At 71.1% G+C, this 12,881-nt stretch carries 13 protein-coding genes; 6 read left to right on the top strand and 7 right to left on the bottom strand.

The genetic code is table 11. The annotated features are described in order from the left end of the window. Nucleotides 1-83 precede the first annotated feature (83 nt). The 3 genes from hutI to hutH all read right to left on the bottom strand — a co-directional run bounded on the left by hutI (nt 84) and on the right by hutH (nt 4,522). The gene (hutI, locus tag J2Y42_RS01690) at nt 84-1,241 is read right to left on the bottom strand and encodes an imidazolonepropionase (RefSeq protein ID WP_309854296.1); all 1,158 of its coding nucleotides are present in this window, start codon (nt 1,239-1,241) and stop codon (nt 84-86) included. Next, on the bottom strand, nt 1,238-2,896 hold the full coding sequence (gene hutU, locus J2Y42_RS01685; RefSeq protein ID WP_309854293.1) for a urocanate hydratase: 1,659 nt from the start codon (nt 2,894-2,896) through the stop codon (nt 1,238-1,240). Before hutU ends, hutI begins: the two co-directional genes overlap by 4 nt. Before the next feature lie 93 nt (nt 2,897-2,989). Next, complete coding sequence (hutH, locus tag J2Y42_RS01680) at nt 2,990-4,522, bottom strand: histidine ammonia-lyase (protein ID WP_309854289.1); 1,533 nt, start codon at nt 4,520-4,522, stop codon at nt 2,990-2,992. Between the two features lie 107 nt (nt 4,523-4,629). Between hutH and J2Y42_RS01675 the strand changes: the two genes are divergently transcribed. Next, on the top strand, nt 4,630-5,388 hold the full coding sequence (locus tag J2Y42_RS01675; RefSeq protein ID WP_309854286.1) for an IclR family transcriptional regulator: 759 nt from the start codon (nt 4,630-4,632) through the stop codon (nt 5,386-5,388). 21 nt (nt 5,389-5,409) lie between these two features. On the opposite strand, the gene J2Y42_RS01670 is transcribed toward J2Y42_RS01675, so the two are convergent. Next, nucleotides 5,410-5,913, bottom strand: a complete 504-nt coding sequence (locus tag J2Y42_RS01670) for a GNAT family N-acetyltransferase (RefSeq protein ID WP_309854283.1) — start codon at nt 5,911-5,913, stop codon at nt 5,410-5,412. A gap of 115 nt (nt 5,914-6,028) precedes the next feature. Continuing rightward, nucleotides 6,029-6,616 carry a DNA starvation/stationary phase protection protein gene (locus J2Y42_RS01665; RefSeq protein WP_309854280.1) on the bottom strand — a complete coding sequence of 196 codons (588 nt, stop codon included), beginning with the start codon at nt 6,614-6,616 and terminating at the stop codon, nt 6,029-6,031. A 181-nt stretch (nt 6,617-6,797) separates the two neighbouring features. Here J2Y42_RS01665 and J2Y42_RS01660 point away from each other — a divergent pair, with 181 nt between their 5' ends. Beyond that, complete coding sequence (locus J2Y42_RS01660) at nt 6,798-7,229, top strand: Hsp20/alpha crystallin family protein (RefSeq protein ID WP_018192313.1); 432 nt, start codon at nt 6,798-6,800, stop codon at nt 7,227-7,229. 37 nt (nt 7,230-7,266) lie between these two features. On the opposite strand, the gene J2Y42_RS01655 is transcribed toward J2Y42_RS01660, so the two are convergent. Then, nucleotides 7,267-7,713 (bottom strand): SRPBCC family protein, encoded by a 447-nt coding sequence (locus tag J2Y42_RS01655; protein ID WP_309854275.1) that lies wholly within the window; start codon nt 7,711-7,713, stop codon nt 7,267-7,269. Continuing rightward, nucleotides 7,710-9,278, bottom strand: a complete 1,569-nt coding sequence (locus J2Y42_RS01650; RefSeq protein ID WP_309854272.1) for an NAD(P)/FAD-dependent oxidoreductase — start codon at nt 9,276-9,278, stop codon at nt 7,710-7,712. The genes J2Y42_RS01655 and J2Y42_RS01650 overlap by 4 nt, the downstream gene beginning before the upstream one ends. Nucleotides 9,279-9,544: 266 nt before the next feature. Between J2Y42_RS01650 and J2Y42_RS01645 the strand changes: the two genes are divergently transcribed. From J2Y42_RS01645 to J2Y42_RS01630, 4 genes are all read left to right on the top strand, one after another. Beyond that, nucleotides 9,545-11,581, top strand: a complete 2,037-nt coding sequence (locus J2Y42_RS01645; RefSeq protein ID WP_309854267.1) for a DEAD/DEAH box helicase — start codon at nt 9,545-9,547, stop codon at nt 11,579-11,581. Nucleotides 11,582-11,760: 179 nt separating this feature from the next. After that, complete coding sequence (locus J2Y42_RS01640) at nt 11,761-12,051, top strand: WXG100 family type VII secretion target (RefSeq protein ID WP_309854265.1); 291 nt, start codon at nt 11,761-11,763, stop codon at nt 12,049-12,051. After that, a complete protein-coding gene (locus J2Y42_RS01635; protein WP_309854262.1) occupies nt 12,029-12,589 on the top strand; it encodes a hypothetical protein in 561 nt (186 codons plus the stop codon). Before J2Y42_RS01640 ends, J2Y42_RS01635 begins: the two co-directional genes overlap by 23 nt. Then, nucleotides 12,570-12,842, top strand: coding sequence for an EsaB/YukD family protein (locus J2Y42_RS01630; protein WP_309854259.1), 273 nt, complete (start codon nt 12,570-12,572; stop codon nt 12,840-12,842). The genes J2Y42_RS01635 and J2Y42_RS01630 overlap by 20 nt, the downstream gene beginning before the upstream one ends. Nucleotides 12,843-12,881 lie beyond the last annotated feature (39 nt).

The following is a 12,881-nucleotide window of genomic DNA, read 5'->3' as shown; positions in this document are numbered from 1 at the left end:
CCGCGCTGCCAGCCAACAGCTCCTGAGTTTTTCGGCCCTCTGCGCCCGAATCGTGCGAAAAACTCAGGAGCTGTTGGCTTGGGTCAGAGGCGGAGGGTGCGGTCGATGAGGGGGACGCCGGGACGGTAGGCGAGGTGGATGTGGCTCGGGGCACGGAGGACCGCCAGGTCGGCCCGCGCTCCGGGGCGCAGGTGCCCGACGTCGTCGCGACGGAGCGCGACGGCGCCGCCGAGCGTCGCCGCCTGCAATGCCTCGGCCGGCGTCAGGCCGAGCTCGCGCACGGCGAGGGCGATGCAGAACGGTATCGACGACGTGAACGACGACCCCGGGTTGCAGTCGCTCGCGAGCGCGACGGTCGCGCCGGCGTCGAGCAGGCGACGCCCGGAAGGGTAGGGATGCCGCGTCGAGAACTCGACGCCGGGCAGCAACGTCGCGACGGTCCGGGATGCGGCCAGCCGCTCCACATCGTCGTCGGCGAGGTAGGTGCAGTGGTCGACGCTCGCCGCATCCAGCTCCACCGCGAGGGCGACGCCGTCTCCCGGGCAGAGCTGGGCGGCGTGGATGCGCACGCCCAGCCCGCGCGACGCTCCCGCGCGCAGGATCCGCTCCGACTGCTCGACGCTGAACGCGCCTGTCTCGCAGAAGACGTCGATCCACCGCGCGTGCGGAGCGCACGCATCGAGCATCGGGCCGGTGACGAGATCGACGTAGGCGTCCGGGTCGTCGGCGTACTCGGCGGGGACGACGTGCGCGCCGAGGAAGGTGGTCTCGTCGGTCACTTCGCGCGCCAACCGGAGCAGGCGTTCCTCGTCGGCGACGGTCAGCCCGTAGCCGCTCTTGATCTCGAACGTGGTCGTTCCCTGCGCGTGCAGCTCGGCGACCAGCCGGGCCAGCCGGGAGCGCAGCTCGTCATCCGTCGCCGCGCGCGTCGCCGCAACTGTGGACCGTATGCCGCCCGCGGTATACGGCCGCCCGGCCATGCGCGCCTCGAACTCATCGGCGCGATCTCCGGCGAAGACGAGGTGGGTGTGCGAGTCCACGAACCCCGGGATCACCGCGGCGCCTTCGACATCGACGACGCTGTCCGCATCCGATCGGGGGGCTGTGGCCGAGGGTCCGGTCCAAGCCACCCGGCCGTCGACGGCGAGAACAGCCGCATCGCGAACCAGCCCGAGGGGTCCGGGATGTGCCGGATCGAATGTCGTCAGCTCACCGATGCCGGTGACCAGGGTGGCTGTCATCGGCCTTCGCGCATCGGGATGCGCAGCCCGCGCTCCTCCGCGACCTCGACCGCTCGCTCGTATCCCGCATCCACATGCCGCATCACGCCCGTGCCCGGATCGTTCGTCAGCACGCGCTCGATCTTCTCCGCGGCGAGGGGCGTGCCGTCGGCGACGACGACCTGTCCGGCATGGATGCTGCGGCCGATCCCGACGCCGCCACCGTGGTGGAGCGACACCCAGGTAGCGCCGGACGCCGTGTTGAGCAGCGCGTTGAGGAGGGGCCAGTCGGCGATCGCGTCCGAGCCGTCCGCCATCGACTCCGTCTCCCGGTACGGCGAGGCGACCGAGCCGGAGTCGAGGTGGTCGCGTCCGATCACGACCGGCGCGGACAGCTCACCGGAGGCGACCATCTCGTTGAACCGGAGGCCGGCCAGGTGTCGCTCCTTGTATCCCAGCCAGCAGATCCGGGCGGGCAGTCCCTCGAAGTGCACCTTCTCGCCCGCCTGGGTGATCCAGCGGCGCAGGTGCTCGTCGTCGGGGAACAGGTCGAGCACCGCGCGGTCCGTCGCGGCGATGTCGGCCGGGTCGCCCGAGAGGGCGGCCCACCGGAACGGTCCCTTGCCCTCGGCGAAGAGCGGCCGGATGTACGCGGGCACGAACCCGCGGAAGTCGAACGCGCGCTCGTAGCCGCCCAGCTGGGCCTCCGTGCGGATCGAGTTGCCGTAGTCGAAGACCTCGGCACCGGCGTCCTGGAAGCCGACCATCGCCTCCACCTGGGCGGCCATCGACCGGCGGGCGTCATCCGTGAAGCCCTCGGGGTCTGCGGCTGCGCGGTCCCGCCACTCCTCGACGGTGTAGCCGACGGGCAGGTAGCTCAGCGGGTCGTGCGCGCTGGTCTGGTCGGTCACGACGTCGATCGGGACGCCGCGGCGGAGCAGCTCGGGGAAGACCTCCGCCGCGTTCCCCACCACGCCGACGGAAAGGGCGCGGCGCTCGTCCTTGGCCGCCAGTGCCTGCGCGACCGCGTCGTCGAGATCGTCCGCCAGGACGTCGAGGTAGCCGTGGTCGACGCGGCGCTGCAGGCGGGTGCCGTCCACATCCACGATGAGCACCGCCCCGCCGTTCATGGTGACCGCGAGCGGCTGCGCTCCGCCCATGCCGCCGCATCCGCCGGTCAGCGTGAGCGTCCCGGCGAGCGTGCCCTTGAACCTCTTCCGCGCGACCGCGCCGAACGTCTCGTACGTGCCCTGGAGGATGCCCTGCGAGCCGATGTAGATCCACGAACCGGCGGTCATCTGGCCGTACATCGTCAGGCCGAGGGCCTCCAGCCGGCGGAACTCGGGCCACGTCGCCCAGTCTCCGACGAGATTGGAGTTGGCGATCAGCACTCGGGGAGCCCACTCGTGCGTGCGGAAGACGCCGACCGGCTTGCCGGACTGCACCAGCAGCGTCTCGTCGGCCTCGAGGTCGCGGAGGGTGCGGACGATCGCGTCGAACGCCTCCCAGCTGCGGGCCGCGCGGCCGGTGCCGCCGTAGACGACCAGGTCGTCCGGGCGCTCGGCGACCTCCGGGTCGAGGTTGTTCATCAGCATCCGCAGCGGGGCCTCGGTCTGCCAGCTCTTGGCGCTGAGCTCCGTGCCTCGCGCCGCGCGCACCGGTCGGGCTCCATCCATGGTTCTCGTTCCTTTCGTTACCCCGTCGAGTCCGCGAAGACTGACGGTTTCGACGCTGATCTCGTGCAGTTTGTGCGTACTCGACGGTGGGGGTCAGGGGAGGTTGGCGGCGGCGCGCAGGGCGCCGGAGGTCACGAGGGCGTAGGCGGCCTCGATCTCGGGGGAGAGGTGCCGGTCGGGGCCGGGGCCCGGGACGGCCGTGCGCAGTGTCGCGATGACGGCTCCCGTGGCGGGGCCGGGCTGCAGCGGGGCGCGCAGGTCGGCTCCCCGGGCGGCGGTCATGACCTCGATCGCGATCACGCGGGCGAGCCCGTCGATGGCGCGGCGCAGTTTGCGTGCGGCCGCCCATCCCATCGACACGTGGTCCTCCTGCATGGCCGACGAGGGGATGCTGTCCACCGACGCGGGCGCGGCCAGCCGCTTCAGCTCGGAGACGATCCCGGCGGCCGTGTACTGGGCGATCATCAGCCCCGAGTCGACGCCGACCTCGTGGGCGAGGAACGGCGGGAGACCCTGGTTGCGCGCGGGGTCGAGGAAGCGGTCGGTGCGGCGCTCCGACATGCTGGCGACGTCGGCGACGGCGATCGCGAGGAAGTCGAGCACGTACGCGACCGGCGCTCCGTGGAAGTTGCCGTTCGACTCCACCCGCCCGTCGAGGGTGAGCACCGGGTTGTCCACGGCCGAGGCGAGCTCGCGCTCGGCCACCAGCTCGGCGTGCGCGACGGTATCGCGTGCGGCGCCGTGCACCTGCGGGGAGCAGCGGAGCGAGTAGGCGTCCTGCACCCGGGTGCAATCCGGTCCTTTGTGACTCGCGACGATCGGCGAGCCGGCGAGCAGCGAACGCAGGTTCGCCGCCGAGATCGCCTGGCCGGCCTGCGGCCGCAGCCGCTGCAGGTCGTCGGCGAACACCGCGTCGGTGCCGAGCAGCGCCTCGACGCTCATCGCCGCGGCGATGTCGGCGTCGGTCAGGAGGCCGTGGAGGTCGTGGATGGCGAGCGCGAGCATTCCGAGCATCCCGTCGGTGCCGTTGATGAGTGCGAGCCCCTCCTTCTCGGCGAGGACGACCGGCTCGATGCCCGCGGAGGCGAGGGCGTCGGCCGCGTCGACCAGTTCGCCGTCGACCCGCACGCGGCCCTCTCCCATCGCCGCCAGCGCGCAGTGCGCGAGGGGCGCGAGGTCGCCGGAGCACCCGAGCGAGCCGTACTCGTGGACGACCGGCGTGATCCCGGCATTGAGGAGGGCGGCGTAGGTCTCGACGGTCTGCGGCCGCGCACCCGTGCGCGCGGTCATCAGCGTCGACAGGCGCAGCAGCATGAGGGCGCGGACGACCTCGCGCTCGACCTCGGGACCGGATCCGGCCGCGTGCGAGCGCACGAGGCTCGCCTGCAGCTGCGCTCGGCGGTCGGCGGGGATGAATGTCGTAGCGAGCGCGCCGAAGCCGGTCGAGATGCCGTAGTGCGGCTCGGTGTCGTCGGCGAGGGCGTCCACGATCGCGCGGGAGGCGGCGACACCGGCGAGGGCGTCGGGGTGGAGTTCGACGCGGGCGTCGTGGCGCGCGACGGCGACCACGTCGTCGATGGTGAGCGGTCCGGCACCGACGGTGACGGCGGTCTGGGTCTGGAGCATGGTCCGATCCTCGCGCCGCGCGGTCGTGAGCGCTCCGGCTGTAGGCTGCTCGGTGTCCGGGATCCCAGACACGGGCGCGGCTACCGGAGCGAGCGGAGGTGGATGCGGTGAGCAAGGTCCCCGCGGCGGAGAACACCCTCCGCGTCCTCGCCTACCTCGCAGCCCAGCGCGGCCCGGCCCCGGCCGCCGCGATCGCCTCCGCCCTCGGCTTGCCCCGCTCGACCGTCTACCACCTGCTCGCCGTGCTGACCGAGCACGGTTTCGTGCTGCACTTCCCCGAGGCACGCCGCTACGGGTTGGGCGTCGCCGCCTACGAGCTGTCGAGCGCGTTCTCCCGTCAGCAGCCGCTGAGCCGGCTCGGCCGGCCGATCGTGGCGGCGCTGGTGGATGCGATCGGGGAGTCCGGGCACGTCGCCGTGCTCCACGGACGCGACGTCGTCTACATCGTGGAGGAGCGCGCGCCCCGGCGGCCGCGGCTGGTGACGGACGTGGGGGTGCGTCTTCCGGCCCACCTGACGGCGAGCGGACGCGCGCTCCTCGCGACACTGCCACGCGAGCAGCTGCGTGCGCTCTACCCGGATTCCGGCGCGTTCGAGGATCGCACGGGCTCCGGTCCGCACTCCTACGCCGAGCTGCGCCGAGTCGTGACGGAGGCCCGCGAGCGCGGCTACGCCACCGAGGACGGCGACGTCACGCCCGGCTTCGCCTCCGTCGCGGTGTCGGTGCGCGACCATGCCGGCTGGCCGGCCGCGGGCATCGCGGTCACCTTTCCGCGCGACAACGTCCCGGCGGAGGGATGGGATGCGCTCGCCGCCCGGGTGCGCGAAGCCGCGGCCGAGCTGTCGCGGCGCATCCGCGGCAGCTGACGGCGGCCGGCGCGACGGCGGTCAGCGGGTCGGTACAGTGAGCGACTTGGCGTAGCAGACCGACCACGGATCGTCGGCGTACGCCCCGAAGTTCGGGATGCGCACGTAGCCCGAGCGCTCGTACAGCGCGATCGCCGCATGCTGCAGCGGACCCGTCTCGAGCCGCAGCTCCGCGATGCCTGCTTCTTCGGCGGCGGACTCGATCGCGCCGAGCAGACGGCGGGCGAGGCCCTGACCGCGAGCGTCTTCGTGCACGAACATCCGCTTCAGCTCGGCGCGGGCGAAGGCGTCGCTCCCGGATCCGTCCGCACCCTCGGCGCCGTCGACCACCAACGCGGCGATGCCCAGCGCACGCCCGTCCACGCGTGCGACGAACACGGTGACGCCGGGACGCTCGAGCTCGGACACATCCAGCAGGTAGCAGCTCTCGGCCGGGTACAGCGCGAACGCGAACTCGTCGCTCAGGCGCAGCAGCTCCTCGACCTCCGGCTGCCGGGCCGGTTCGGGGCGGATCTCGATCGGCATGCGTCGATGCTAGCCGCGGCGTGTGTCACCCGTGTTTCCGGGACCTCGTCGAGACGCACACGGAAGCGGGCCGACGGCTTCCCGCCGTCGGCCCGCCCCACCGCGTCAACCGGTGTCAGGCCCGGCTCGGCGTCCGGTTCTCGGCGCTGACCATCCAGGCGTACTGCTCGAGCCGCTCGATGATCGCGTGCAGCAGGTCCGAAGAGGTCGGGTCCTCCTCATCCACGTCGTCGTGCACGTCGCGCATGGTGCGGACGACCGCCTCGAGGCGCTCGGTGATCAGATCGACGGTCTCGGTGGTGTCGACCTCGCCGTTGGGGAACTCGGGGAGGCTGGTCTGCTCGGCGACGGTGGCGCTGCGGCCGTCGGGGGTCGCGTGGAGGGCACGGAGGCGCTCCGCGACGTCGTCGCTGAACTCGCGGGCGGCTTCGACGATCTCGTCGAGCTGGAGGTGGAGGTCGCGGAAGTTGCGTCCGACGACGTTCCAGTGCGCCTGCTTGCCCTGCAGGTGCAGCTCGATCAGGTCGACGTGCACGCGCTGGAGGTTCTGCGCCAGCTCGGTGGAGGCGACGAAGCCGTGCTCCGCATGCTCGCGGCGGGTCGGGGCGACGCCGACGGCGGCCGTACGACGTACGGAGGCGGTCTTCGGCGCGGTCTTCTTGGCGGTGCTCTTGGTGCTCGTCTTGGTCTGGCTTGCGGCCACGATGGGTCCCTTCCGTTCGATGGACGACCCTGACGGTAGGCCGATGCCGACGGTTCGGGAAGCGGGTTGACATGGTCTCGAACCCCTTGGCACTCTCCGAGTGAGAGTGCTAAAATTTGTGGTCGAAAAGAGAGTGCAAAGGGCCTCTCATCAGGTGATCCAGAAGAAGGGGGTACATCCAATGGCCATGTCGTTCGATCCTTTCTCCCAGCTGGACCGGATCGCGCAGAGCATCTTCGACACCAGCCGCCAGCCGCGCATCATGCCGGTGGACCTGTTCCGAGAGGGTGAGCGCTACATCCTGAACGCCGACCTCCCCGGCGCCGATCCCGCGTCGGTCGACGTCGACGTCGACGGGCACCTGCTCACCATCCGGGCGGTCCGCAGCGCGGCCGACCGCGACGGCGCCCGCTGGCTCGCCCAGGAGCGTCCGTACGGCGCCTATATGCGTCAGTTCACGATCGGCGACGACGTCGATCCCGACGGCATCACCGCGTCGTACGACAACGGTGTGCTCAGCGTGATCATCCCGGTCGCCGAGAGGGCGAAGCCGCGGAAGATCGCCGTGGAGTCGTCGGGCTCCAGCGAGACGAAGGCGGTGTCGGCCGGCTGATCGGGCCGGCCTCAGCGCACCAGCGAAGGGCGCGTCGTCACTGGGCGGCGCGCCCTCGCGCTACCCACTCCAGGCGCCGGAGCGTCTCCGCGTTGCGCACATGCAGCATGCTGTCGGCGAGCACGTCCGGGATGAGGGTGACCGGTCCGGTGTGCGGGAACTCCTCCATCCGGACCACGCATCCGCCCGCACGGGCCTTCACGTCGATGATGACCCGCTCGGAGCCGACCGGCCGTGTCTTCGCCTCGAGGACCATCCGGCGCGGCGGGTCCCACTCGTCGATGCGCGTCTCGTCGTTGAGGACGAGCGGCCACACGCCGATGGAGTGGTGGAGGCGCGAGCCGACGGCCGGATAGCGGCTGTCGGCGGCGCGCAGTCGCGAGGCGCCGACGACCCAGGTCGGGTACACCCAGGGGTCGGCGAGGACGGCGAAGACCTGCTCGGGCGTGCAGGCCATACGGCGGACGTTGACAGACATGTTCACTGCTCCGGAAGCTCGTGGGGGTGGACGGGGTCGGGCAGCGCGGCGACGGGCCGCGCGATCGTCTGGCCGGGTCCCGGCGCCAGGTCCGGCAGCCGGGTGAAGCCGAACTCATGGCGCAGGGCGCTGCGCGCGGCGTAATAGCCGCCGAGTCCGTGCACGCCGGGGCCGGGCGCTGCGGACGACGAGGCGAGGTACAGCCCTCGGCCCGGCATCCGCCACGGGTCCGTCGAGAGCACGGGACGGGCCACCAGCTGACCGAAGTCCGGCGCGCCCGCCGAGATGTCGCCGCCGATGTAGTTCGGGTCGTGCTGCTCCATCTGCGCGGCGTTCTTGGTCGCCGTCCCGATGATGAGGTCGCGGAAGCCGGGGGCGAACTCCTCGATGCGCCGGATGATCGCCTCCGTCTGGTCCTCTGTCGAACCGCGCGGGACGTGGGTGTACGTCCACAGGACGTGCTTGCCGGCGGGTGCCCGCGTCCCGTCGAACAGCGACGGCTGGGAGACCAGGACGTACGGTGCGTCGCTGTGGCGTCCCGCCGCGACGGCGTTCTCGGCGCGGGCGACCTCCCCGCGCGATCCTCCGAGATGCACGGTGGCGGTCTCGTACAGGTCCGGATTCGTCCACGGCACCGGGCCGGAGAGCGCGAAGTCGGCTTTGAACACGCCATTGCCGTCGCGGAACCGGGAGATGCGCCGCAGGTAGCTGCTGGGCAGCCGGTCGCCGGCCAACTGCGCGGCGTGCTTCACATGCGTGTCGAAGACGACGACGCGCGAGTCGGGCAACTCGGCGAGAGACTCGACGGGGGTGTCGGTGACGACCTCGCCGCCGTGGGCGACGATGTCGGCGACCATCGCGTCCGCGATCGCCTGGCTGCCGCCGACCGGGATGGGCCAGCCGCGTGCGTGCGCGTACGTCGCCAGCGTCATTCCGGCGGCCGCTCCCGCGACGCTCGGCAGGGGGACGGTCGTGTGGGCGAAGACTCCGGCGAGCAGGGCGCCCGGCGCCTCGGTGCGGAACGGCAGATCCCACCACGGGCCACCCTGCGCGATAGCGGTCAGCCCGAAGCGGGCGGCCACGAAGGGATGCCGTGGCACCTGCAGCAGCTGTGAGCCGGTGAACTGGGCCACGGCGTCCGCGTGTTCGACCAGCGGGCCGAGCAGGGCGCGCCAGGCGGGGCCGTCGACGCCCAGCGCATCCACCGTGCGGTCGAGGTCGAGGTAGGCCATCGCGACCCGGCCGCCTGCCAGCGGATTGCCGTACGAGGCGGTCGGCACGACGAACGGCACCCGCTTCTCCAGGCCGAACCTGCGGAAGAAGCCGGATGCGAAGGCCAGCGGATGGACGGCCGAGCAGACGTCGTGCCGGAAGCCGGGGAGGGTGAGCTCCTCGGTCCGCAGGCCGCCGCCCACCGTCGCGTTGCGCTCGTACACCCGCACCGACAGACCGGCGCGCGCGAGCGTGACGGCGGCGGAGAGACCGTTCGGCCCGGACCCGATCACGACGGCGTCGAGCTTGCCCGCTGCAGGCCGGTTCCCCGAGGACGTGTTCGCGGAGGGAGCGCTCATACCTCCCTGTATACCCCGCACCTCGGCGCACACGGAGAGGGATCAGCAGTCCGTTCCCAGCATCCATGCACTATCGTTGGGAGGTCGGCTCTTGACACTGCGCGATCTGCGCGGATGGGTTTGTCAGTCAAGTGGGCCGGTTCCGTACCCGATCGGCGGTACGGATCACACAATCGTGAACGGCCCCGGACACAGTTCGCCCGGGAATCATTCGGTGCGCTGCGGCGTGCCGCCGAGCACTCGACATGAACCCAGGAAGAACATCCATGCCCGGATACAACAACGACCGACGATCGCAGAAGCCGTCCCGCGGCGGAGCGCCCAAGAGCAGCAGCAACCCGAGCCCCAAGCACCGCGGCTACCGCGCGGAGGAGCCGGCGTCCGGCAAGAAGGCCCGCTGGAGCGCCGACGAGCGCGCCGCGCGCGGCCGTTCGACGTACGGAACCCGCGACGACAGCGCCGGCCGAGGCCGCACCGAGCGCCCCAACTGGGAGCCTCGCGGCAAGGACGCCCGCCGCACCGAGCGGGTGTGGGAGGAGCGCGCGCCGCGTCAGGACCGCCCCCGCCGCGACGGCGACGACCGTCCCCGCCGCAGCTTCGACGACCGCGCCGAGCGTCCGCGTCGTGACTTCGGCGACCGGACTGAGCGTCCGCGTCGTGAGTACGACGAGCGTCCGCATCGCGATTTCGGTGACCGTTCCGAGCGTCCGCGCCGCGACTTCGGTGACCGTACGGAGCGTCCGCGTCGTGACTTCGGTGACCGTACTGAGCGTCCGCGTCGTGAGTACGACGACCGTCCGCGTCGCGACTTCGGTGACCGTGCCGAGCGTCCGCGTCGTGAGTACGACGACCGTCCGCGTCGCGACTTCGGTGACCGCGCCGAGCGCCCGCGCCGTCAGTTCGATGACCGCGCCGAGCGTCCGCGTCGCGAGTACGACGACCGTCCCCGTCGCGACTTCGGCGACCGCGCCGAGCGTCCGCGCCGTCAGTTCGACGACCGCGCCGAGCGCCCGCGCCGCGACTCGGACTTCTACCCGTCGCGCGACGAGAAGCCGGCCTTCACGCCGACCGATGACGTCGTGCTCGAGCGCCTCGAGGCGGAGGCCATCCAGGCCGAGGATGTCGACGGCGTGACGTTCGCCGACTTGGGCCTCGGCGGCAACATCGTCCGTGCCCTCGCCGAGCTGGGAGCCGACAAGCCGTTCCCCATCCAGGCCGCGACCCTGCCCGACGTCCTCGCCGGCAAGGACGTGCTGGGCCGAGGCCGCACCGGCTCGGGCAAGACCATCGCGTTCGGCGCACCTCTTGCGGAGCGCCTCATGCAGCTGTGGGCCGACTCCGGCAAGGCCGGCGGCAAGCGTCAGCTCGGCCGCGCCCCGCGCGCCCTCATCCTGGCGCCCACGCGTGAGCTCGCGCTGCAGATCGACCGCACCGTGCAGCCCATCGCCCGCAGCGTCGGCCTCTTCACCACCCAGATCTACGGCGGCGTGCCGCAGGGTCGTCAGGTGGGTGCGCTCCAGCGCGGTGTCGACATCGTCATCGGCACACCGGGCCGCATCGAGGACCTGGTCGAGCAGGGCCGTCTGGACCTCAGCGAGGTGCAGATCACGGTCCTCGACGAGGCCGACCACATGTGCGACCTCGGCTTCCTCGAGCCGGTGCAGCGCATCCTGCGTCACACGGCCGAGGGCGGCCAGAAGCTGCTCTTCTCTGCAACGCTCGACTCGGGTGTGGCGCAGCTCGTGGACGAGTTCCTCGTGAACCCGGCCGTGCACGAGGTGGCGGGCGAGGACCAGGCGTCCTCGACCATCGACCACCGTGTGCTCGTGATCGAGCACCGCGACAAGGGCGCCATCATCGAGCAGCTCGCGGACCGCGACGGCAAGACGCTGGTCTTCGCCCGGACCCGTGCATTCGCCGAGATGCTGGCCGAGCAGCTGGAGGACGCCGGCATCCCCGCCGTCAGCCTCCACGGCGACCTGAACCAGTCCCGCCGTACCCGCAACCTCGCGCAGCTCACCAGCGGCCGCGTGAACGTGCTGGTGGCGACGGATGTGGCCGCCCGCGGCATCCACGTCGACGACATCGACCTGGTCATCCAGGCCGACGCTCCGGACGAGTACAAGACGTACCTGCACCGCTCGGGCCGCACCGGCCGTGCCGGCAAGCAGGGCACGGTCGTCACCCTCATCCCGAAGCACCGCCAGCGCCGCATGAACGACCTCCTCGGCCGCGCCGAGATCGAGGCCGACTTCGTGCCGGCCGCCCCCGGCGACGACGTTCTCCTGACCCTCGCGCAGTAACCGCGCGGGCTTCCCTCCGCCCACCGCTGGCTTCACGGATTCGTGGAGCCAGCGGTGGGCGGAGTCCGTTAACGAGCCGGACGGACATTGCGGACAGTCCCGGGCCTCGATCCGGACTGCCTTCATCCCGCGTGTGATATGTTGCGTTGGAACGTGTATTTCAATGAAAGGTGGTCCTCGTGGCCGTTATCAGTGTCACCCCCGAAGAGCTCAAGACTCAGGCGCAGGTCTACTTGACCGCGAAGAGCGAGATCGAGGCTGCGGTTCAGAAGGTCAACAGCATGAACGGCACGATCGCCGAAGAGTGGAAGGGTGCTGCGTTCGAGGCGTACCTCAACCAGTACGACCAGCTCGCCAAGAGCGTGCAGCAGTTCGAGCAGCTCCTCGAGAGCATCAACCAGCAGCTGGTCGCCTACGCCGACACCGTGGCCGAGCGCGATGCTCAGGATGCGCAGAGCTTCGGCTTCTGACGCCGGGGTCGCCCGCCGCGCCGGGGTGGCCGGGCTGACCCTCATGATGGGTCTCAGCCTGGCTTCCCCTGCGGGCGCGGCGGCCTGGGCCGACGCGGGATCCGACTCTGGAGTCGGCCCGAGTGGCGACGGCAGCCTCCAGTTGCTTCCCGAGGTCATCACCAACGACGGCGTGAGTGCCGGGGGATCGATCGACTTCCCGGTGCGCGCTGAGCTCTTCCTGGCGCCGATGAACGAGCGCGCCGCCTCCCGAGAACTCGCAGAGGCGTCCATCCCGCACGTGATCGAGTCGACGGACTTCGCCCCGCATGTGAACCCGCTCTTCGTCCGGGACTACTCCGGCACGAGAGAGCGGTTGTTCGAGAGCTACACCCCACAAGAACTCCCCGCCGAGACGATCGATCGGGCCTCCCAGAGCAACGATTTCTGGTACACGGTGATGATCGTCGCGGCCCTTCCCCTGACCCTGCTGATGGCGTTCATCGGCTGGAAGACCGCGTCGAGACGACGGAGGACCCATGGCCGATCGGCACATTGACGTCAGCATCGACTTCAACTCCCAGCAGCTCGACCTTCGCGTTCCGGCAGCCGTCACGATGGCGCGGCTGACGCAGCTGATCAGCACCGTGCTCGATGAGCACGGCATCGTCATGCCGAGCGATTGGCATCTCGCGGTGAAGGACAAACCGCTGCGCCTCGGCCCCTACGACGTCGTCGGCGACTTCCCGATCGGCGACGGGGACGTTCTGGCGGTGGTCACGCGTCCGCCGGCGACCTCCCCGAGCTCGTAGCGCGAATCCCGGTAGCGGAGGACGCGGACATCGTCCGGG

The organism is Leifsonia sp. 1010, assembly GCF_031455295.1.
GTDB lineage: Bacteria > Actinomycetota > Actinomycetes > Actinomycetales > Microbacteriaceae > Leifsonia.
Note: the sequence above shows the minus strand (reverse complement) of the source record. Positions and strands in the feature narration are given on the sequence as shown.